We start from the raw sequence: 22,735 nt of genomic DNA on the forward strand, positions 1-22,735 counted from the left end.
TATACAAATGGCGAAAGAATACGCCATGCCATAGTTGGAGCCTGATGCCATCGTATAGATGATTTCCTCATCTTTAACCTCTTTGGCATAAGCCTTTGCTTTTTCCGCATACGTTTTCATGAGCTTCTCAAACACGGTGTCCAGATGCTGCAGGCTGCTTACGAGCTTTTCATATTTCCGGTTGCCTTCTTTCACATACAGGAGTCCCATGGCAAGCTTATAAAGGATGGCATAGTTCATAATTTCCGGGTTTGGCTCCATGTTGCCGGCCGAGATCCAGCTGTAATTCACGATAAAATCCGATTCCTCCGCAAGTGGAGCCGTTTCCACATACATAAGCGATACCACCAGTGCGCCTTTGGCTTTGGCAAATTTGGCTGCTGCAGTCGTTTCAGGCGTTTTCCCTTTATGCGAACAAAGAATGACGAGAGATTTCTCTCCCAATGACATTGGATTACGATGAATAAATTCATTAGAGTTGTAGATTTCTGCGGTAATATTTTTCGATTCCCGATCCAGGAAATATTTACTCGGGTACATGAGGGCCGAAGAACCGCCGCAGGCGACATAAAAAACCCGCTGAATTTCCCTCTCCTTAAAAGCCTCAAAAATACGCTCCAATTGCTCCTCTGCTTTTGTATAAGCTGGTACTTGTGCCATCTGTCTTCCTCCTCTGTTTTGGTTATGCACTTACCGGACCGTTTCTCGAACGGAATCAGCCGCCTGCGTCCCATATCCGAAAGAACCGTAAAATCCGCAGGTGACGGAGGCCGAGTAAGCCGCTTTTCGCAAAGCCTCAACCATATCGCGGTGCCCGTGATACGAAGCGAGAAAGCTGCCGATAAATGAATCCCCTGCTCCCATCGTATCCACTACATGTGCAGGCAGCGGCGGCTGCCGATACATTTGTCCATGTTCGAAAAACATTGCGGGTTCGCTGCCTTTGGTAATTCCGACCACCTTCACGCCATACACAAGCGTTTCTTCAACAAGGCGAAAGATTTCATCATCGTTCATGTCGGCTCCCGAAAAAAAAGCATACGTAAGATGAGGACATACGGCCTGCAAATACGGTGATGTCCATTTCTGCTTTGTCGAAAAATCAAAGGAGACGGACTTGTGCGACAAACTCGGAAGCTCATGCTCAATGCTGCTGTTCACACTGGTGTGGATGACATCGAAGCCGTTAATGTAGTCAAGATCTCCTTTCGTCAGGCGTAAACTCAGCAGCGACTGAACACGCACTTCACGGTTTGTTCCGGTAAATATGCGGTCACCTGCCTCATTCAGGGCGACAGATGCACAGGCGTTGGGACCATAAGCGCGTCTCATCCGGGCTGTTTCAATACCCTCCGATTGGAGACACTTCAGCACATAATCCCCGGCTTCATCGTCACCAACCAACCCCAGGTACGCACTGTGTTCCGCTCCGTTTCGCTTGGCTGCAACGGCAACGTTCAAAGCGTTCCCTCCCGGATACATCATGGACTGATCCTGATAATAGTCGACGACATTGTCTCCGATTCCGATCAGCTTCATCCGGACCTCTCCTTTTCTTGAAATGTAGGTATGCCGCTTTCTCGCCTTTGATTTTATAACTGAGTGAAGCTTCATCCCATGTCTGGAAGTATGGTTTGAAGGTAAATTTATACGCAATTTGAAACGAGGCAGAAACGAAGCGGTTACGAAGAGGAAATAGTTGCAATACTTCATGTTTTCCCGGTAATTCTATCCGATAAAAAAACTGCCCTCACAGAGTAGTGAAGGCAGTTCGGTTTTATATTATGATGCAGTTGGCAGTTCGCTCAAGCCCGGATCTGATAGGCAAAATGATATAATGAATCGATATTCGCGCCGACCTGTTTGTTCCCGCTAAAGAAGATAGTGATGACCTGCTCTTCAAAGCGGCTGTTGCCAAGAGTGGAGATGCGTCAACATCCTAACGATCGCGGTAGCCCTGTATAAACTTCACGGCTGCACGGATATCGTCTTCCGGATGTTCGCCAACCTCCCGTTCCACCGTCAAATAACCTGTATAGCCGATATCCTGCAGGGCGGCGAAATAAGCCTCGAAATCAACGCTGCCTTCGCCGAGCGGCACCTCCCGGAAACCGGCCCCGCCATCAGCCATGACCGCGATCTGCTCGTGGTCCAAAACTCCATATACATCACGGGGATCGACCTCACGCAGACGCACGCCGTCTTTTACATGGGTATGTACAATATAATTACGCAGTGTATACACGCCCTGCACGGGATCATCGCCGGTGACCATCACCATATTCGCCGGGTCAAAATTAACCGCCACCCCTTTGGAGTCTAGCGAATCCAGAAACTTTTTCAGGCGCTCCGCCGGCTCCGGACCCGTTTCAATGGCAAAATATCCGCCGCGCAAGGACGCATAAGCCGCAAGCTCGTTACAGGCCTGCTGCATAATGGCATATTCGGGATCATCGCTGTTTTCAGGAACAATACCGATATGGGTCGTCACGATATTGGTACCCAGATCGAAGGCCAAATCGAGCACCTTCTTCGACTTTTCGATTTTCCAGCTGTTCTCTTCCGGATTTTTGAAGCCATGGCCGCCGTAATCCGCACATAAAGCCGATACCTCAAGTCCGAGCCCGGAAATGTACGCCCGCAGCTCTTTTCTGCCCTCTGCCGTCAAATTGTCAGGCTCCATTTCACCGGCAATGGCCCAGATCTGCACACCATTAGCTCCGATTTCCTTCGCTTTCTTCAGGTCCTCCCTCACGCCAAGACCAAGGCTATCCGATATAACCCCGATTTTATTCGTTAATCCCACGACCATCATCCTTTCGTTTCCATAAATACATAATAAATATGTCTGAGCACAATCTGCCCACAGATACTCGACTCGTTGGGCGTTGTCCATATCATAGTTAGTATTCAATATCCACTGCACTACTCCTGCTCCTCCCGTCGAAGAGGCGACTCAGTAAATGCCATATTGCCCTGTCCCAATATCCTTCTGCTCATATACTGAAACATAACACATTTCAAGGAGGTCATCTGAATACTGGATCAATTCACTTTGGAGGGGTATCCATGTTACAGGCTGTCACCTATGTCCGATCGCTTTTTGGATGGAGTAAGCCTCATCTGATGCAATGCAGCGATGGTAATTTATATGTAGTCAAACTATCAAGTAACCCTCAGGGGATACGGGCTCTCGCTAACGAGATGATCTGCTGCAGACTGGCAAAGCTGTTGAACCTCCCCGTTCCAGATGGACAGGTCATCCATATTCATGAATCGTTAAGAACGCAGTTCTTGGAATTAGGCTTCAATATCGGGGATGGCCCTCATTTCGGCAGCAGATATATTCCGGATAGTACGGACAATCCCTCAGACGAAGAGCTTGGCAGCTGCATCAACATTGCACAGGCCGCAGATATGATCACATTTGACTATTGGCTGGATAATAACGACCGTTATCTATGGCGGGATTATGGGCAAAACATCCTGGTCTCACGGGGATCTGATTCACAGATATGGATGATTGATAATGCAAATATTTTGAGCGGGCCGAATTGGACCCCGGAATCGGTGTTAAATTCAGTTTCCGAATACCGAAAATTTTGGGGACCGTTGTACGCCAAGTTTGTCCCCTATTTGGACGGTCCCAACCCGTTCGATTCAGCAATAGCTGCCATCAACGCACTGCCGTCAAGCGATTTGCTCGACATTACCGCCGATCTGCCGGTTGAATGGGGCGTTAACCGCAGGGAGCTCGTAACCGTATCGTTTGCACTGGATTGCCGGAGGTGGAATCTGTCGAATTGGCTTTTACAGCTCAAGGACCATTTTCCGTTGTGGAGAAGCGAACCGTGAGGGGGTGATAATCTGTGGCATTTTACAATATCCAAGTGTACCCTGGCATTCATACACCTGGTGAACCTTACAAGGTTCAATGGTGTAACCCGACAGGTCATCCCTTTCTCGGGGCAGGAGCGCAAGGAGCCGTTTTTCAGCTCTCGGCTGCTGCGTGTGTTAAGGTCTTTGCCTACGAAGCAGACGCGCAACAGGAGGCTGTTACCCTTGGCCGTGCCTCTTCCGCATCGTTCATCCCCCAAGTATACGAAACCGGCCCCAATTATATCGTCATGGAATTTATTCAGGGACAGGGTATTAAAACATTTCTTTCCGAGCAGCAGGCATTCCCACATTACCTTGCCGAAAAGCTGCTGGCAATGATTTATGAAATGAAGCGTGTTGGATTTACACGGATTGATACTGCTTTGCGTCATGTGTACATTACTCCGGAACGACAGGTCAAAGTGATCGACCATGTGAATTCGTATCGGACAGTACAACCCTATCCGGAAAGAATGTTAAGAAGTCTTGCTAATATAGGATATCTAGCCCCTTTCCTTCAATATGTCGAAAGGCAGGATCCTGCGATGTATGCCGAGTGGAAGCAGGCATCTATGATTCCTTGTGCTGAATAGAAAGAGGCCGTTCCTTGGTGTGGAACAGCCTCTGCTCGCTTCTGCTTATGGCTCAAGCTCTGATCTGATAGGCAAAATGATATAATGAATCGATATTCGCGCTGACCTGCTTGTCCCCGCTAAAGAAGACGATTGGAATAATATCATAATAGTGAATGCTTAACCCGTTATTATAGTAAGAATAATTGCCTGCCGCCGGAGTCAGGTTGTTAAGGGAAACCGAGAAATAGCCCAGACTGTCCGTTGTGGTGTTGGCCTGGAAAATTTGCTGGTTAATCGTCACTCTCAAGGCAGCCGTCACAGGCGCATTGGCAACCGGATTGCCTGATGCATCAAATGCCCGGCCGGAGATCGTAATGTTATTTTTGATCCGCCATTTATCCCCGTATCCATAGTTAATGAATCCCTGTACTCCGCCATCCGAAGTAATATTGGTGATGCTGACGCGGGTCACATCAGCTGTCTGGTAGCTTACGGACAAAGTATAAGGAGTCGTAAGATCAAAGGAGGACGGAGCCCAGACACGGATGTAGTAGTCCCCTGCCGGAAGCTGAACCTGCCCTTGAGAGTTTTGTTCAAGATATCCGAGAGTGTTAAGATTGCCGTCATAAAGGTCCAGCCGGTATTCACCATAGGCTGAAGGATTGTTCAGAAGCAAGCGGACAGGCGCATTTCTTGGCAGACTGATTTTGGTCCAATCCTCATCGAGAAAGTTATCTATATTCTGGCGGCTGCTGAACGTCTTGGAGCCTTGATTTTTCGCAAACCAGGGATTGTCGTCAGGCTCATTGGCATCATAACTGTCAGACAGTCCGACATAAAGCGTGAACGGGTTAACCGTGTCTGATCCAACATAGGATTGAACAAGCACAAAATAGTACCCTGGATCGGCTACGTGGCTTAACTGTTCGTACTGCCCGTTTCCTTTTTGGGAATAGGAGACCCGGGTAAGTATTCCTGTTGCTTCGTCGAGCTTATACAGGGACAGGTCATAGTCAACGGCCGCTCCCGGATTCATCAAAGCAGTAAGCTTCAGCGGAGAATCGACATTAGTCAGGAACCATCTGCTCTCGCCTTCGGCCGTGATATAACCGGATGTCTGCGTTCCCGGCGCAATGTAAATTGCCCCATCAGGTGAGGTGTTGTCATAGGTGGCGGCTGTTGCCGAATTGCTGTATGTCGCGTCCGTTATCGAAAACATTCTGTTATAAGAACCGTGAAACAATACTTTTTCGTCCATCTCAGATGCTGGCTTGCCGCTCATCTTGCTTGCCGACGCTGCCGGAGTTGCTGATGTATGTATGCCGCCAAGATCTGTATCCGCAAGCTCTTTCAGTTTGATGCCGGCAGCAGTTCCATCTTCCGAGGAAAAAGCTGCATGCAGCGGTAAAGCCCACGTCAAACCTGCCATGAACAACAAGGCACCCAATAACACGATAACTCTCCGGACCATTCTACCATCCCCTTTATTAAGTTTTACAAGTTTAATATAATCCTCCTTTCACCTCTTGTCAATTACTGTAATTCAATGAATAGTTTACTTTTTAAATTTATTTTTTCCTTGTGTTTTTTAGTTGCTCCATGCCATCAGACGGTACAAAAAAGCGCCGAACCTTCAATCAGGTTCAGCGCTTTGCATTCATCGTATTTAGCTGTTGTCCTGGACTAGGCCTCGTAGCTGTCCACCAAGACCGGCTGCTCATACGCATTCTCCAGCTTGCGTATTTTGCTCTTCACCACTTCCGGCGGCTCCACGGCAGGAGACATCGGATGCAGCAGCCACGATTTTACATAATGGGTATCGGACACCTTGTAAATCGGCGGCTCCTTCTCAAAATCGATTTTCATCGCATAACTGCTGCGCAGCGCAAAGGCATCTCCCTTAGGCGGATGCAGCAGATCGGGAGGTGTGCCCGGAATCGCAGTCAGCTTCTGGCCTTTGCTCTCCAGATGCGGCATGGATGCCAGCAATCCCCACGTATACGGATGCTTCGGATCATAGAAGATTTCATCCACCGTGCCAGTCTCGACGATCTGGCCTGCATACATAACAGCTACCCGATCCGCCATCTTGGCAACTACGCCAAGGTCGTGGGTAATGAAAATGATAGCCGTCTCAATCTTCTTCTGAATCTCCTTCATCAGCTCCAGAATTTGCGCCTGAATTGTTACGTCGAGCGCGGTTGTCGGCTCATCGGCAATCAGCAGCTTCGGATCCGCCGCAAGCGCCATGGCGATAACGACCCGCTGTCTCATCCCGCCGCTGAATTCATGCGGGTACTGGTTAAAACGCTGCTCGGGATGAGGAATTCCGACCAGCTTGAGCAGTTCTATTCCCCGTTTATAAGCGTCTTCTTTGGACATCTTCTTGTGCTTGAACAATACTTCCGTAATCTGCTTGCCAACCTTGATTGTCGGATTCAGAGAAGTCATCGGGTCCTGAAAAATCATTCCGATTTCGTTGCCGCGGATGCTTCGCATTTCCTCTTCGGTCTTGCTGATAATTTCCTTGCCGTCAAACAGAATTTGACCGCGCTTGTACACAGCCGGCGGCGAAGGGATCAGCTTCATGATGGCCTGTGAGGTTACGCTCTTGCCTGAGCCGGACTCACCGACAATCGCCAGCGTTTCCCCTTTATTGACATGAAAGCTTACACCGCGGATGGCTTGAAGCTCTCCCCCGCGCACTTTAAATGAAATTGCCAGATCTTTAACTTCCAGGAGCTTGGACATTATATCACTCACATTCATTTATTCTGATAAGTATTATCATATAATTTTACCATACATGTCCGAACAGTCAAGATAACACGACTGGTAAGGTACATAAAACAACGGCCTGATATACTGTTATTGGAAATTCAGGTATAATGCGACCGCTCCCGAAATATTAGAGCGTGGTCAAGCCCCCATTTTAGGGGGCGCACTTCAGCGCTTATTGCGTGTTTATTGCGCGGTCAGAATCAGCGGTCCGTTCCGGGTGATCGCCACGGTGTGCTCATATTGGGCGGAAAGCTTGCCGTCAAGCGTTCTTGCCGTCCAATTATTGTCATCCATCTTGCTGTGCCACGTTCCTTCATTGATCATCGGCTCGATCGTAATGACCATGCCTTCTTTTAATCTCAAGCCTCTGCCCTGCGTACCATATGCTCATGCAGTGTGGGGCCGATTCCGTGAGCGGTGAAGTCACGGACGACCGAGAAGCCCAAGGGTTCGACATAACTTTGAATGGCATGGCCGATGTCCCCTAACCTGTTGCCTGCCTGGGCTGCCTCAATGCCTTTGTACAGCGACTCAAGTGTTACGTCCAGCAGCTTCTGCGTATGCTCGGAAATACTTCCCACCGCATACGTCCATGCCGAATCGGCCAGGCCGCCATGCAAATTGACCACCATGTCAATCGTGACGATATCGCCCTCTCTCAGCTGCTCCTTGCGCGGAAAGCCGTGGCAGATTTCATCATTAATGGATGCGCAGGTCGCATACTCGTATCCTTTAAAGCCTTTCTGCTCGGGAGTCGCCCCGTGCCGGGCCAAAAAGTCCTCAACAAAACGATCAATTTCCATGGTCGTAATCCCAGGACGAATGATGTTCGCAATTTCACGGTGGCATGCGGCCAGCAGCTTTCCGGCTTCATGCATCAGTTCTATTTCGCGTTCACTTTTTAAAGTTATCATTCTTTGCTCCTCCATTAAAATTATCCATGATTTTATAACATTGTATGCAGTGAAATCCAGTTCATCTTCCTGAGTTGAAAATGCTATGCATGATATGTACATCTTAAACGACAAAAAAGCTGTTCCAAAAGCAATGCAAAATCCGCTTTTGGAACAGCTTCCAGTTGCCGCCGAGCACACTTGGCGCCTGATTGCTTTTATGATAATCGTCAATCATTCCTCATCATATGCACTTTCCCTTGATCTCAAGCGCATATACCGATGCTGGGCGCAGTGAAAGACCGCGTTGCCATGCCTCTTCCGGCACTCTGCTCACCCGGCAGGAGATCCGGTCCGGTGCAAACACGGAGTTGATCTCCTCCATGGAATCACCCGTGATTTCATGGAGAAGCGCTTCCCCGGACACTTGCAACCCGCTCAGCTTAAGCTCCGCTGTTACCTCCTGCAGGCTGCGGTTCACGATAAAGACAGTGACGGTGCTGCCTTCTTCATTGATGCAGGCGGCCACGTCCAAATCCGGCAGCACATCAAATCCGGCAGGAGTTGGCTTGTGTGAATGGACGGAGAAGGAACCGCACGCCACATCGACAGAAAGCATCCGCCGGATGTCCCGGTTCGCATACAGCTTCAATACTTCGTAGGTCGGCGTACCGTACACCGTCAGGGGATGACCACTCCACCCGGGAATTTTGCCGCGGTATTGGTCGGCATAATAATCCCCCACGCGGATGCAGCCCCCAAGCCAGCCGTTGACGAGATCAGAAAAGCTGCCGATGTGCACCAAATCACTGGAGCGCAGAAATTCATTGAGATTGGCAGCATTCGCCACAGCGGCCCCCAACGTGTGCTCATCCGGCAGTCTTTTTCTGACCGTGTTCGGATAATACATTGTGTTGTATTCGGTAATAGCCAGCTTGATATGGCGGTGCTTCGCATTCGCGCGGATCTGTTCCGCCGTCCGCCAGATATCGTCGCGGGTCCACTCGGCGAAGGCAGCCATCGCTTTATAGCGCTCCTCGGCAGGCGTATTGCGGTTCATCCCGAAGCGTCCCAGGCCGTGATATAAATGCAGGGTCAAATAGTCGAAATGTTCACCCGCGATATCAAGCACCGCCCGGTTCCAGGCCTGATCGGTATGCCCGCAGGCCAGAATAATAAGCGACGGGTCTGCCGCCTTCATCGCTTCAGCAAAAGCGACGCACCGCTCCGCAAACTGGTCCGCGGAACAGCTGCCCACCTGCCAGTCTCCCCATACTTCGTTGCCAATTTCCCAATACTTTACATTATAGGGCTCGGGATGACCGTTCGCCGCCCGCTGCGCGCCCATTGGCGTATCGATGCCGCCGTTGCAGTATTCTACCCACCGCGCGGCTTCCTCCGGTGTTCCGGAGCCATCGTTCACGCAAATGAGCGGCTCCACCCCAAGCTCCCGGCAGAAGCGGATAAATTCATCCGTGCCGAAATATTTGCACGTCCACCCGCCCCACGCTTCGTTGTACATGACGGGCCGTTCCAGCATCGGACCGATGCCATGCTCAAAGTGGTAAGCGCTGATGTAATTGCCGGCAAGCCTCATCATGCCTGCGTTCAGACCCCGCGCCATCTCCATCACTTCGCGCTTCACCCCGCCGATACTGTCCGCAGGCAGCAGTGACATATGATCAAGCCACAGCATGCCGTTGGATACCTGATCATGCCACCTTGGATGATCGGCCGGCACGTACACCCGGATTTCAGCATCCGTGCAAGCGCGGGAGACGGACAGCTTCACCTCGTATTCCTGCCAATTATGGGTGGACAGGTCAATGCGTACAAGCCCGATCCGCTCCTCCGTACGCCTGTCTGCCACCTCGACCAGCACATATTTAAGCTCGACGGAAGCCCGGGCGACCAGTTTGACCGTATAATCCATCGGTCCCTTCAGCGCCGCCGTTTGCGTTATCCCGGCATAAGCCTCGTCATCGCTCAGAATGCGGATGCGCACGGCACGGCCCGAATGCCGCGGAGCCGGCGCCTCCAGCGCATATTTCGTATTCCGCCCGTTCGTATAGGGGGTCCAGTCCCCCGGTACACCCGTCTGTCCCGCGGCTTCGCTTTCAAAATCCATATCCTTCAGGGGATAAGCGAGCATTGCCTCCATATGGTCGCGAATGTCCTCCACGAAATGCCCGAAAAGATAAGGGTTCACTGTATGATCGCTTGCCCGGTTGGTATCGATGGTAATGCTAGCGTTAGCAGTCAATTGAATTCCCTCCTTGGTACGTTTATCCTTTAATCGAGCCGATCATGACGCCTTTTACAAAATGCCGCTGCACGAACGGATACATGATGAGCACCGGCAGACTGGAGACGATAATGACCGCGTATTTGATGCTTTCGGCCAGCAGCACCTTGTCCTCCAACCCGACGAGGCCGTCTACGGCGGCCGATTGGCTGATCAGCAAAATTTCGCGCAGCACCAGCTGCAGCGGATATAACTCTTCACTCCGTATATAAATAAGCGCATTAAAAAACGAATTCCAATGGCCGACGGCGTAGAACAGAACCATGACCGCCAGGATCGGCTTCGACAGCGGCAAAATAATGCTGACCAGCAGCCGCCAGTTGGAGCAGCCGTCGATATGGGCCGCCTCCTGCAGCTCCCAGGGAATGCTGGACTGAAAGTATGTTCTCATGACGATCAGATTGTACGTGGAAATCGCGCCCGGAATGATCAGGGCCCACATCGTATCGACCATCCCCAGGTCCTTGACAAGCAGATAGGTCGGAATCAGCCCTCCGCTGAAAAACATGGTGAGCGTCACCAGCAGCACCAGCCCTCTGCGCAAGGGAAGATCCGGCCGCGAAAGCGGATACGCCGCCAGGAGCGTCATGACGATATTGATAACCGTACCAACCGTCGTATATAAAATCGAATTGGCATATCCGGCCCAGATTTTATCATCAGCCAAAATATTCGCATAGGCTTCAAGGGTAATACCCTTCGGCAGCAGCCACACTTCCCCGCCTAGCACCTTCGCCGGATCGCTGAAGGAGGCGCTGACCACAAACAGCAGCGGATACAGCACAATGATAATGATCACAGCCGCAACAAGATACAGAATAATATCAAACCAACGCTCGTCTGCCGGACCTTTCGACGTCTTTTTTACCACAGATGGCTGAGACATGTTCCCATCCTCCTTTACCATAAGCTCGTCTCCGACGTTTTGCGGGCAAAACGGTTCACCATCAGCAGCAGCGTCAGATTGATCACCGAGTTGAACAACCCAATCGCCGCGGTGTAGCTGTACTCACCTTTAAGAATGCCTGTCGTATAAACGAACGTGGAGATCACATCGCTCGCTTCGAGATTCAGATTGTTTTGCAGCAGCAGTATTTTCTCAAATCCGATGTTCATAAATTGCCCCACGTCCAGAATCAGCAAAATGACGATGACGGGAACGATCCCCGGCAGGGAGACGTGCCAGATGCGCCGCAGCCGGGAAGCCCCGTCCATCTTGGCCGCTTCGTACAGCTGCGGATTAATCCCGCTAAGGGCCGCGATATAGATGATCGACTGCCAGCCCATGTTCTGCCATATATTGGATCCAATGAAAATCGTCTTGAACCAGCCGGCCGCCTCCATAAACCGGATCGGCTCTCCGCCAAACGCCTGAATCAGCATGTTGACCGGACCGGCGGGGGCGAGCATTACTGTCAGAATTCCGACGATGACGACGACCGAAATGAAGTGCGGGATATAAGTGATGTTTTGCAGCACTTTGCTGAAGGCTTTGCTGCGAAGCTCGTTCACAAGCATGGCCAGCAGAATAGGGATGGGAAAAGCGATCAGCAGGGACAGCAGGTTGATGGACAGCGTATTCCAGAGCAGCCTCCAGAAATAATAGGAATCGAAAAAGCGCGTGAAATGATCAAAACCCACCCATTCACTGCCGAGAATCCCCTTCGCCGGATTGAAATTTTTGAACGCGATCTGCAGCCCGTACAGCGGAACGTAATGAAAGAGCAAGTACCACGCTACCGGTAAAAGCAGCATGAGATATAGGTCATACCTTTTGGCCATCTGCCGGACCAGATTGCCCCGTTTGGGGCGACTCCGGGGCACCGCAGCCCTCAAAGGGGCCTCCGTGTTGTTCATGAGCATCTACTCCTTATCCAAAAAGGCTTCCGCTTATTTCTGCATCTTTTCATAAGCTTCCTGATACAGCTTTTCCAGCTCGTCGATCCTCATTTTCTGCAGGGTGGAGCGGAATTCTTCCCATTTATCAAAGCTGAGCGTCCCGGCAATGAATTTCGTGCTTTGCTCTTCGTAATATTTATCGATGTCGGTACGCAGGATATTGACCTGCTGTGCCGTTTGCTCGTCAAACATCGGTGCCGCATAACGGACCTTCGGCATATATGGATCCAGCTTCTCCTGCGCCTCCTGCACCTGCGGAGGATTGATGTAGGATGCGACCTTCTCGCTGATCAGATGTGGTGCTCCGCCTCCGGCGTACGGGGTGATTTTCGGCTGAGTCTCCGCAGTGGAGTATTCTTCTTTATAGTAGGGAATACCGTCCTTTAATTCATAATGCTCACCTTCCCGGCCGAACCGCAGCAGCGTAGCCCCTTCATCGCTGTAGAAATAATCGATCCAGCGCATGGTCGCTTCCGGATATGGATTGACCGAAGTGATGGCAAAGGCCCCAAAGTCCCGCGGCACCGGCAGGTTCTGGCTCTGCAGCTGGTCCCCATCCGGACCGGCGGGAGGTGCAATCCCCTCATATTGATCCTGGATCGGCAGGAAATTGTTATTCGTCTGGTCGAAGAAAAACCCTGTTTTTCCCGAGCCTTGTTTGGCCAAATACTGCGCCTCCGTGTGAGAGAACACTTCGGGATCCAGCAGCTTCTCCTTATAAAGCTTGTTCAGATACATGAGCATTTCCTTGTTGCGGTCGCTGCCCATCCAAATTTCCACTTTGCCGTCGACCAGATTAATATTGTAGCCAAGCTGCTGATCCAGGCCAAATGATCCACTCATCTCGCCCACCACCGACAAGCCGACACGGGCGGTCATCGGTATTTCGTCCTTCTGGCCGTTCCCGTTCGGGTCGCGGTCGCGGAAGGCCACCAGCACGTCATAAAGCTCATCCGTCGTCTCCGGTTCCTTCAGGCCCAGTTTCTTCAGCCACGCCTGATTGATCCATTTCTTGTCGGTACGCGCCGCGGCCAGCGTCACAATACCCGGAATCGCGTAAATATGCCCTTCCGGCGTCGTGATGGCGGAGCGGATTTCCGGATACTGCTCCATCAGTTTTGTTAAATTGGGGGCGTAATCCTTGATCAAATCCTCCAGCGGAACCAACTGCCCGGCAGCTCCGTAACGGACCGCTTCCAGAGGCGTTAGAGACGAGCGGTACAACACGTCGGGAAGCTCGTTGGACGCGAACAGCAGGTTTTTCTTTTCCTGAAACCCGTCTGTCGGCGCTTCAATGAATTCCACCTGCACATTGCTCATCTTTTCGTAGTCCTGAAACACCGGCATATCTTTAAACGGCCCGTTCACGGGCGCGACCCGGGTGAACATCTTGAGCTTGATCGGCTCCTGTACGATCGGGAATCCGTCTTTGCTCACTGCCACTTCCGCCGCCGGCTCCCGGGCAGCCTCTTTGCCCGAGCCGCTGCCAAAACTGCATCCGCCCAAAACCAAACCGGCAATGACCATCATGCTTAGCATCGTTCTTCCCCATGGTTTGCGCATCTTGTTACGACCTCCTTTTCCAATCACCGAGCGAAATATGTAAGCGTTTCCCACAGTGTGCGTTCATTATAATTCAGCCGTTCAAGATGACAAATTATAAAAATATGACTATTTACTCCACTTATTTTACAGGCTCATTCCGCCTTAACCGGCCCATATAGGCGTGCGGCGTCATCCCGGTCAATTCCTTGAACACTTTGAAAAAATAATTGTATGTGGTGAAGCCCACCTGACTGCTGATTTGCTTGACCGAATAACAACCGCTTTCCAGCAGCCTGCAGCTGGCATCGATGCGCACCTTGTTCACATATTCGGAAAAGGTCGATTTCGTTTCTTCCTTGAAAATCCTGCTTAAATAGGAAGGATGAAGTCCGATCGCTCCCGCCGCCATCTCCAGGGTAATATAGCCCTGATACCTTTCGAGAATAAGCAAGATCGCCTGTGATACATGGCGTGAATAAGGACCCTCTGCGCGAAGTTGCTTTAGCCGCCCCAACAAACCGTCATAATAGGATTTCAGCCATTGCTCCAATTCGCCCACGCTGCCGATCTTCCTCAGCTCCTCACGCGAAGGCAATTTGCCTGCGGCTGTTTTATCCGTCGGCATCCATTTCTGTATGGCTTTATCCCCGATGGAAAGCAACTCGCTGACGATCATTTGCACCGTCTGGGAATGAAGCGGCTGTGTGCGGATTGAGGCAAATATGGAGGTGATCAAGCGTTGCACTTCTGCGTTGTCCAGACTTTCCACGGAAAGGAGAAGCTGCTTTTGCTCCTCAATGGTCAAAGAGACGCGCTCATTGTACGCTCCCGTTTGCTCCCGGGGCGGAAGAGCGTCGAGGGCCCGCTCCGCCGAGCGGTAACTGCCTGCAAGCTGTAACAAGCTGCTGCATACATGTCCGAAAGCATAAATGCACTTCAAGTTCAGGAACAGCTCAAGCGAGTGGCGCAGCTTGCCCAGCAGTCCGGCTGCCTCGCTCGCGGCCGCCTGCTCGCTGCGGTCTTTAAACGCAAACATGACAACGAAACGCCCATTTTCTACATAGGCCGCCGTCCGTGCCGGGAGATCGCCCAAGCTCTGCTGCATGATGTCAACGGCCTGCTGCACCAGCCGGTTCGTCTCCACATCGCTATGCGATTCCGTCAGCAGCAGGAAAGAGGCGATTTGCACCGCCGCCGCGGCATAACAGACCGTATCGGATAGCTGTCCGCCATGCTGCCCGTAAAGCTCCAGCTCTTTGACAGCACCAGGCTTTCCCCGCACCAACTCGGCGATGTGCTCGCGAAAAGACCGGGGATTCATGCTTTCCAGCATTTCATTTTCACGGTTGACCATCCGGCTCACAGGGTTCCGCCCCTGCTGCTGCAATTCCATCGCTTTATGCAAAACGCCCATGAGGGCTTCGCCATCAAGCCTGTGCTTGAGCAAATAATCGACAGCCCCGTTCTTCAGGCATTCACGCACATAATCGTAATCATCGTAGCTGCTGAGCATGATTGTCTTGACGGAGGGAAAACGCTCCCTGATCATGCCCTGCAGCTGCACCCCGTTCATACCCGGCATATCCACATCAATGATGGCGATATGAGGCCGGGTCCGTTCAAGCATCTGCAGCGCCATGTCACCGTTATAAGCTTGCCCGCACAGCTCGAAGCCGTGGCTTCTCCAATCCCATAATGACCACAGGTGCTGATGCACCAAAGGCTCGTCGTCGATCAGCAGTACTTGAAACATGGCTCATATCACCTCTTTGGCGAAATTTTCCGAATTGCAAAGCCGGGGGAATCTGATCTCCACCTTCGTATACACTCCCACTTCACTGTACAGCTTGACACCGTACGGCTCGCCGTACATCCGGACGATCCGCTCATGCACGCTGCGCACCCCCAAGCCGCTGAAGCGTGTCTGAACATCTCCCTTCTCCTCCAGAAGGGCATCCATTTTTTCCTGTGCCATACCTTTGCCGTTGTCCATAACTTCGATTTTAAGATCGTTCTCCTCTTCGTAAACACGAATCAGCACGAATCCGCCGGAAGCCTGGGAGCTGAGGCCATGCAGCAGGGTGTTCTCCACGATGGGCTGCAGCATCAGCTTCAGCACCCGGCACTCCAGCAAGGCGTCATCCTCAACCTGAACATGAACAGGGACCGGCTCCAGGAATCTGTACTTCATAATCGATACATAACAGTTGACATAGTCCAGCTCCTCCCGTACCGAGAGGAACTCGCTCGAATTGCCAAGCACGCCCCGCATGAGCTCGATTAAAGAGCCGGACACCTCTTCGATATTGGGCACGCCGTTCAGCCTGGCCAAATATTTGATCGTATTGAGCGAATTGTACAGAAAATGCGGCCGGATTTGCGCCTGCAGCGCGGTCAGCTCCGCCTCGCGCTTAGCCTGCTCGCTGATGCGTATCCCCTCCATCAGCCGCTTTAATTCGTCCACCATGCTGATGAAGACGCGATACAGTTCGCCGATTTCGTCCCTGGTGCTGATTGCCTCAGCCGGAAGGTCCAGATTTCCGTTCTTAACCCGCATCATCATCGCCTTTAAGCGGCGGATATGAAGGGTCGTCCGGGATGACATCTGCAGCGTTCCGATCAGGACGGCGATAAAGACAATGGCCGCCGCCTCCACCATCAGATTGCGCACCTTGACCGACTCGCTCAGCAGCGAATCAAGCGGAATCAGCGCCCTGGTGGTCCAGCCTGTATAATCGGACCGGCGGCTGACGACGAGATAGGGTTTTCCGTCGATAATTTGTTCCGACGCTTCGCCCAGCCCCCCGGATGCCGGATGAGCGTAAACCGTTTTTTCCATTTGCGGCGTAAGGGACGGCGGTGCCGCCTCCGATCGGTAGACGAGCTCCTGCCGTTCATCGAGCACATATACTATGCAGTCGGGGATCGGTTTCATGCCGTACGTGTTGCGAATAAAATCATAATTCAGATCCACCATCACCACCCCGATCGTTTCACGGTTATAGCGGATGGCACGACCTACAGAGATGGCATCCGTCGTACCTTCCTGCTTGAAATAGGCATGGCGCGACCCGTTGCGCAGCATAAAATCCATCGTCTTCGTTTCCAGAAACGTCCGGTCGATCCAGGGCCCGCCTGAAAAGAACACCTTCCCGTTCAGCCCGATTACGGCAATCCGCGAAATATAAGGCTTATAATCGATCAGTCCCGCCAAAAATTCGGTGGCCCGCTTCTGCTCCTGAAACCATTCGTAGCTGATCTCATCATGCGGGCTGATTATCGTATCGATTACCGTATTTTTGCTGGAAGCGACCACCGTATTCAAACGGTCGATCTCCTTCAGCATGACATTGAGGGATTCGTCGGCCTGGCGGATGCTGTCCGAAACGGAGGAGACGGCGTTATGCTTGATCGTCTCACGCATGTTCACATAAACGATGCCTGTCACGGAGACGATGGCAAACAGCGAGAGCAGCCCAAAGGCGGTAAAGATTTTCACCTGAATGGTTAATCTTGGAGAAGTCCACTTTCGCAGCATTGCCAGTATCATAATGAGATCTCCTTTTCAAACCAACTACGATTACGGGATTGCAAGCGCTTACCAAACCGATAGTGCCGGCCGCTATCCGTTTCTCGCGGCCCGCATGGCCAGCGGGGGAACCTTGTAATATATTTTGAAAGCTCTGGTGAATGTGTACAGGTTCGGGTATCCAAGGGAGAGGGCAATTTCCGTCACACTCGCGTCCGTTTCGGCGAGCAGCCGTTTAGCCTTCTCCATGCGGATATTTTGCAGGTATTTCTGTGGGGTCACTCCGACCTGGCTTGTAAATACGTTGGAAAAGTATGAGCGGTGCACGCCCGCGAACGCGGCCACCTGCTGCACGGATATCCCCTCCGTGGCATGCAGGTCCATAAAATCCATACACTCGCGAATCCAGTCGGAAGGTCCGGCGGCATTGACGGGTGCCGTATCAGGGATCAATTCAGCGATCAGCTGGCAGATCATCCCCTGCAGCTTCAGCGATTCGGCGGGGCTCCATCGTTCCACCTCCGCCAGCGCTTCGACCGTCGATTCGACCGCTTCACGGGCACGGGGGGAGATCAGTTCCCGGCCAAACGGCTTTTCCGGCGTTAATCCCGCGAACTCCAGCAGCGGCATGACCCGGCTGCCGTCCAGTGCCAGCCAATTCATTCGCAAGGGCTGCTCCGACGGCAGTATGTAGTAATAGTAGGGCCGGCCAGGGAACAAACAAAACAGATCACCCTTTTGCAGCTCCACCCGTTTATCGGCAAATTCGAGGCCTACCTTGCCCTCCAGCACAAAATGCAGGCTGTAACATTCGATCCTCTTCGGCCCTACCCTGTAATTGGGCTTGGCGATGCTGCGGCCGGCCCGGACGGCCCACAGTTGCGCTTCAATATCCAGATAACCCGGCGTGTAGTAGATGAACTCGGCAAACTCATAGTCATATTCCTGCATCATCGAAGCATCCTTCCTTCATATTTTCGCCCTCTCCTGTACAACAAAATGATAAATCATAAATAACAGAAGGCTATTTATAGAATCCCTTAATTTAAATAATATCATAATAGGAGGGGATAATTTTTGTCCAGCAAACCTAACATTTTACTAATCACAAGCGATCAGCAGCATTGGAATACCATCGGTGCGTTTCAACCTGAAATCTCTACGCCGAATTTGGACCGTCTGGCTCAGCAAGGAACTGTGTTCGGCAGGGCTTATTGCCCGAATCCGACCTGCACGCCAAGCAGGGCCTCGATCGTTACGGGTATGTATCCAAGCCAGCACGGCGCCTGGACGCTGGGTACAAAATTGCTTGAGGACCGCCATACCGTAGGGGAAGATTTCAGCCAGGCAGGCTACCGGACCTCGCTAATCGGCAAAGCGCATTTTCAGCCTCTGACATCAACTGCAGAATACGAATCAAAGGAAGCTTATCCGCTGCTGCAGGACCTGGAGTATTGGCGAAGCTTCCATGGCCCGTTCTACGGGTTTGACCACGTCGAGCTGGCACGGAACCATACAAACGAAGCCCATGTCGGCCAGCATTACGCTTTGTGGCTGGAAGAACAGGGCTGCGCCAATTGGCGGGATTATTTCCTGCCCCCGACCGGAACGATGGACCCTGCGCAGACGTATAAGTGGCCCATTCCGGAAAAGTATCACTACAACACCTGGATTGCGGAGCGGACGAGCGCCCGTCTGGAGCAGCATAAGCAAGCGGGCGATCCGTTCTTCCTGTGGGCCAGCTTCTTTGACCCGCATCCGGAATATTTGGCGCCCGAGCCCTGGGATACGATGTATGACCCGGAGAAGCTGACGATTCCATCCCTTGTACCGGGAGAGCATGACCGCAATCCGCCGCATTTCCGCATGACACAGGAAGAAAACCCGGACTTTTCCTCTCTGATGGAGACAGGCTTCGGCATTCACGGCTACCGTTCCCATCATTATTACGAGTACGGGGCAAAAACGCGGCTGACGGAGTACGACAAAAAGAAGCTGGTCGCCGTGTATTACGGCATGATCAGCCTGATGGACAAATATATCGGCAAAATTCTCGATAAACTGGATGAACTGGGACTGGCAGAGAATACCCTCGTCGTGTTCACGACGGATCACGGCCACTTCTTCGGTCAGCATGGCCTGCAGGCCAAGGGAGGATTCCATTACGAGGATCTCATCAAGCTTCCCTTTATCGTCAGATACCCGGGCCATGTCCCTGCCGGCCGGTATTCGGATGCGATTCAATCTTTGGTCGATCTGGCGCCCACCTTCCTGTCCTTATGCGGACTGTCGATTCCGCCGGCCATGACCGGAATCGACCAAAAGGATGTGTGGCTCGGCCGCAAGGAACAGGCGCGGGAGCACGCCATTTGCGAATTCCGGCACGAACCGACCACCATACATCAAAAAACCTATGTCGACGCGCGTTACAAAATCACTGTTTATTACAATCAGTCCTATGGAGAAATTTTCGATCTGCGGGAGGACCCGGGAGAGCTGCATAACCTGTGGGACGAACCCGGCTGCGAACAGCTGAAGACAGAGCTATTGCTCAAATATGTATGGGCCGAACTTGGCAAAGAGCCGCTGCCCATGCCACGAATCCATCATGCCTAGGCATTGGAGGTCCGGGAAAATGAAACCCGACCGTTAAAGGACAGCCAGCCCCGGCTTGATTGTATGTTACGGAGAGCAAAAAAAGAGGCCCCAGCCGTCTGAAATACGGTTGGGACCTCTTGTCTTACATCATTATTCAGGAATTTCGATCGGGAAGAATGCGCCCATGATCATGGCACCAATAATCGCCCCGCCGGCAATCGGCTTTTTGAAGGCGTAAAATACGGCCGCTCCGATGGTTGCCCCGATGCCGACTGGAATGGAAGCCATGGCGGCAGAGATGATAATGAGCGGTCCTAGATAGCGCCCGGCCGCATTGCCCGCGCCCATCATAATATCCGCGCCGAAGGTGGAGTTGGAGGCGTTAATGGTAAATTTGCGGATCATAATGATGATAAATCCGACCAGAAAGCCCAGCACCGCTCCTGTCAGCAGCGCAAGCGGGAAGGAAGTCAGCGGCGCGGTCATGCCGGCGCCCAGCATCAGCGCAGGCACACCGATGCCAAGACCCGTCTGCAACGCCCCGCCGATATCAAGAATGCCGACGAGCGGACCTTCCAGTATGCGTGCGAACAGGAAGCTTGCCCCGAAGGCGGCGGCAGCGCCATAACTCCCGCCCTTGATCCCTGCTTCCAGCATGGCCACAATGGCGATATCATTAAAAGCCCCTACATGATACACATAGTACAAGTGTGTTCCGGCGAAAATGCCTGAAGCCAGCAGCGCGACGAACAGCGTAAACGCCCATTCCGAATACCAGAATCCGGTTTGCAGTTTTGTATTTTCCATCGTTAACCCACCTCAGATCCAAAAAGTGCGTGCAGATCAATAAGCCACTGCGGAATTGTCATATGCATGCTCTCGATCAGCTTCGCGTCAAAGCCGCGGAAGAAACCGCTGAACAGGAAGAGCAGAACAACCGCTACAACGAGTGTTTTGGTAATGCGGTTCCAGCCGCTGTCGTCAACGCCTTTGCCGATCAGGATGCCCAGCACGATACCCGGCACGGCATTGCCCATCACGAGGTGTGACAAGCCTCCGAGCACCGTCGCCCACACTCCCGTACGCTTGCCCGCATCCATCGCTGCCGTCCAGAAGACGATCGGCATGATCGGGTTGATCAGCCAGTTCGCCGCCGGCACCAGCACCTGGGTAGCGACAGCCTGCAGCGAAGCCGGAATGGCGGCTGCGGTGGAATTCAGCACCGTGACGACGACCGCACCAACCACGGCGCCTGTCCACGCCATTTTGCGCGGATCATGAAGTGTTTCTTCCACGTTTTTATTTTTGAACAGTAGAGTAGCAGCCGCCCAGTTCGGAATAATGCGATGATCCACATCCTGGGTCAGACCACCGGCCCCAACGACGGAGGCCCAGGCATTAAACAGGAAGCCGAGACCAAATGAGAAGTGAGCCACCGGGTCCCCCTGGCAGGCATTCAATTCCCCGAAGGTACGAAACGCCCCCATCCCCTGCACTTTCGGAGCGTGGAACATTCTGGCGGCGCCCGCCCCTACGCCAAAGCCTACAAACAGGCCGATCACGATTGATTTTAAAATAATTTCCAACGTCTCCATAGCTTCCCCCTTAATTCAGCAAGCACCTATCGCATGCGCATGACATGCTGGATTGCAGTCTCTTTTTCTTCATGGACCGCGTATTCGATTTTGGACAGATCCATATATCTGAGCATCACTGAAATATTGGCCTTGATTTCATAGCGGGTTCGCGTGCGGGGAAACAGAATCCCCAAAAACTTCTCGGTGCGTACCGTCTTGACGGCGGACAGAACCTCCATATGGCGCGGTTCAATCTGCAGCATCATGTCCGCATCATTGCGGGTTACCTGCTTTTTCATTTCATTTAAAATGTGCTGAAAAGCGGCGCGCTCGCTCTCTCCTGTTCCCGTCAGAGTCAACGTTACTTCCTTCTCCAGGTACATGGCTTACCTCCCGTGCGTCTGAATATAAGCTTCCGTAAGTCTGCGTCCCAGCTCCTCGGTATCCATGAAACCGAAGCCGATCACCTTCTTGCCGCTGCGGATGGCCGTAACCCCTGCGTCAACCGAGCGAAGGCCAAACTCCATCGGGTACTTATATTTGGTGTTGGCAGTCACCGCCCCCGCGCCGCCACTGCCGCAGAAGGAAATGCCGAAATCGGCCTGTTCCTCATGCATGACATCGCCAAGCTTCATGTCAGCACCGATGCCGGGGATTACGATAGCGATTCCTCCAGCCGCCTCCACTCCTTTGGCTACGTTTTGCCCTTTGCCCAGACGATCGCCAATCACTACTTTCACCTTTTCACTCATTTCAGTTTCCTCCCATATTTGCCTTTACGGCTTCAAAATGAACTGCCAGATAAAAAATTTCCGCGATATCCGGCTCCTGCGACTCCGCTCCGGGAACCAGCTTCAACAGCTTGCGGCTTAAACCCTCGTATTGCGGACTGATTTCCGTCAGCATTTCGTCCGGAATTTCCGGCAGGTGTTCTCCCTGGTCAAGCCGCTTTAAATAGGCAAGCAGGTGAATGCCAATCACGACAGCCTTGTCGTGGCCGATATCAAGTCCCGCCTCGGGAGCGCACTCCTGAAGCCGGAACAGCCAGTCTTCCAATTTGCTGTGCGCTTCCTGGTCTGCAGTCGTTTTCTCTGTAATGTCCCTTAGGACGCTGCTGATAATAAACATGATGGACCTCTCCGATTTTTTTAGAT

At 52.2% G+C, this 22,735-nt stretch carries 20 protein-coding genes and 1 pseudogene; 3 read left to right on the forward strand and 18 right to left on the reverse strand.

Translation table 11 applies throughout. The features are described 5' to 3' along the window. The 3 genes from ACI1P2_RS27565 to ACI1P2_RS27575 form a co-directional block, all read right to left on the reverse strand. Positions 1-660 (reverse strand): SIS domain-containing protein (locus ACI1P2_RS27565; RefSeq protein WP_355326023.1); only part of this gene is annotated, 660 nt, incomplete at its 3' end. A gap of 30 nt (positions 661-690) precedes the next feature. Beyond that, positions 691-1,539 (reverse strand): PfkB family carbohydrate kinase, encoded by an 849-nt coding sequence (locus ACI1P2_RS27570; protein WP_355326026.1) that lies wholly within the window; start codon positions 1,537-1,539, stop codon positions 691-693. 400 nt (positions 1,540-1,939) lie between these two features. Then, complete coding sequence (locus tag ACI1P2_RS27575; protein ID WP_355326097.1) at positions 1,940-2,812, reverse strand: sugar phosphate isomerase/epimerase family protein; 873 nt, start codon at positions 2,810-2,812, stop codon at positions 1,940-1,942. Between the two features lie 257 nt (positions 2,813-3,069). Between ACI1P2_RS27575 and ACI1P2_RS27580 the strand changes: the two genes are divergently transcribed. Both ACI1P2_RS27580 and ACI1P2_RS27585 read left to right on the forward strand, forming a co-directional pair. Next, the gene (locus ACI1P2_RS27580) at positions 3,070-3,855 is read left to right on the forward strand and encodes a HipA family kinase (RefSeq protein WP_355326029.1); all 786 of its coding nucleotides are present in this window, start codon (positions 3,070-3,072) and stop codon (positions 3,853-3,855) included. Positions 3,856-3,869: 14 nt separating this feature from the next. Further along, entirely contained in the window at positions 3,870-4,472 is a 603-nt protein-coding gene (locus ACI1P2_RS27585) for an AarF/UbiB family protein (RefSeq protein ID WP_355326032.1), read from the forward strand. Positions 4,473-4,524: 52 nt separating this feature from the next. Here the strand turns inward: ACI1P2_RS27585 and ACI1P2_RS27590 are convergent, their stop codons facing one another. From ACI1P2_RS27590 to ACI1P2_RS27635, 10 genes and pseudogenes are all read right to left on the reverse strand, one after another. After that, positions 4,525-5,925: a carboxypeptidase regulatory-like domain-containing protein gene (locus ACI1P2_RS27590; protein ID WP_355326035.1), complete on the reverse strand. Its 1,401-nt coding sequence runs from the start codon at positions 5,923-5,925 to the stop codon at positions 4,525-4,527. A gap of 212 nt (positions 5,926-6,137) precedes the next feature. Then, complete coding sequence (locus ACI1P2_RS27595; protein ID WP_355326100.1) at positions 6,138-7,205, reverse strand: ABC transporter ATP-binding protein; 1,068 nt, start codon at positions 7,203-7,205, stop codon at positions 6,138-6,140. A gap of 213 nt (positions 7,206-7,418) precedes the next feature. After that, a pseudogene (gene map, locus ACI1P2_RS27600) lies at positions 7,419-8,149 on the reverse strand (type I methionyl aminopeptidase). 223 nt (positions 8,150-8,372) lie between these two features. Next, the gene (locus ACI1P2_RS27605) at positions 8,373-10,391 is read right to left on the reverse strand and encodes an alpha-L-arabinofuranosidase C-terminal domain-containing protein (protein ID WP_355326038.1); all 2,019 of its coding nucleotides are present in this window, start codon (positions 10,389-10,391) and stop codon (positions 8,373-8,375) included. 22 nt (positions 10,392-10,413) lie between these two features. Next, entirely contained in the window at positions 10,414-11,319 is a 906-nt protein-coding gene (locus ACI1P2_RS27610) for a carbohydrate ABC transporter permease (protein ID WP_355326041.1), read from the reverse strand. Positions 11,320-11,333: 14 nt separating this feature from the next. Continuing rightward, on the reverse strand, positions 11,334-12,290 hold the full coding sequence (locus ACI1P2_RS27615; protein ID WP_355326044.1) for an ABC transporter permease: 957 nt from the start codon (positions 12,288-12,290) through the stop codon (positions 11,334-11,336). Between the two features lie 33 nt (positions 12,291-12,323). Then, positions 12,324-13,895 (reverse strand): extracellular solute-binding protein, encoded by a 1,572-nt coding sequence (locus ACI1P2_RS27620; RefSeq protein ID WP_355326047.1) that lies wholly within the window; start codon positions 13,893-13,895, stop codon positions 12,324-12,326. A 121-nt stretch (positions 13,896-14,016) separates the two neighbouring features. Next, the gene (locus tag ACI1P2_RS27625) at positions 14,017-15,630 is read right to left on the reverse strand and encodes a response regulator (RefSeq protein WP_355326050.1); all 1,614 of its coding nucleotides are present in this window, start codon (positions 15,628-15,630) and stop codon (positions 14,017-14,019) included. Between the two features lie 3 nt (positions 15,631-15,633). Continuing rightward, positions 15,634-17,427 carry a cache domain-containing sensor histidine kinase gene (locus ACI1P2_RS27630; RefSeq protein ID WP_355326053.1) on the reverse strand — a complete coding sequence of 598 codons (1,794 nt, stop codon included), beginning with the start codon at positions 17,425-17,427 and terminating at the stop codon, positions 15,634-15,636. A gap of 72 nt (positions 17,428-17,499) precedes the next feature. Then, positions 17,500-18,357 (reverse strand): AraC family transcriptional regulator, encoded by an 858-nt coding sequence (locus ACI1P2_RS27635; RefSeq protein WP_408976364.1) that lies wholly within the window; start codon positions 18,355-18,357, stop codon positions 17,500-17,502. Positions 18,358-18,483: 126 nt separating this feature from the next. On the opposite strand from ACI1P2_RS27635, the gene ACI1P2_RS27640 reads away from it, so the two are divergent. Then, complete coding sequence (locus ACI1P2_RS27640) at positions 18,484-20,022, forward strand: sulfatase family protein (protein WP_355326059.1); 1,539 nt, start codon at positions 18,484-18,486, stop codon at positions 20,020-20,022. A gap of 132 nt (positions 20,023-20,154) precedes the next feature. On the opposite strand, the gene ACI1P2_RS27645 is transcribed toward ACI1P2_RS27640, so the two are convergent. The 5 genes from ACI1P2_RS27645 to ACI1P2_RS27665 are packed head-to-tail and all read right to left on the reverse strand — an operon-like array spanning position 20,155 to position 22,709. After that, on the reverse strand, positions 20,155-20,811 hold the full coding sequence (locus ACI1P2_RS27645; protein ID WP_355326062.1) for a DUF4310 family protein: 657 nt from the start codon (positions 20,809-20,811) through the stop codon (positions 20,155-20,157). Between the two features lie 2 nt (positions 20,812-20,813). After that, positions 20,814-21,599, reverse strand: coding sequence for a DUF4311 domain-containing protein (locus ACI1P2_RS27650; RefSeq protein WP_355326065.1), 786 nt, complete (start codon positions 21,597-21,599; stop codon positions 20,814-20,816). A gap of 26 nt (positions 21,600-21,625) precedes the next feature. Next, positions 21,626-21,964, reverse strand: a complete 339-nt coding sequence (locus ACI1P2_RS27655) for a DUF4312 family protein (RefSeq protein WP_355326068.1) — start codon at positions 21,962-21,964, stop codon at positions 21,626-21,628. Positions 21,965-21,967: 3 nt separating this feature from the next. After that, positions 21,968-22,333, reverse strand: a complete 366-nt coding sequence (locus ACI1P2_RS27660; RefSeq protein WP_355326071.1) for a glycine-rich SFCGS family protein — start codon at positions 22,331-22,333, stop codon at positions 21,968-21,970. 1 nt (position 22,334) lies between these two features. Further along, entirely contained in the window at positions 22,335-22,709 is a 375-nt protein-coding gene (locus ACI1P2_RS27665; RefSeq protein ID WP_355326074.1) for a hypothetical protein, read from the reverse strand. Positions 22,710-22,735: the final 26 nt, after the last annotated feature.

This window comes from Paenibacillus jiangxiensis, assembly GCF_046098255.1.
Lineage (GTDB): Bacteria > Bacillota > Bacilli > Paenibacillales > Paenibacillaceae > Paenibacillus > Paenibacillus jiagnxiensis.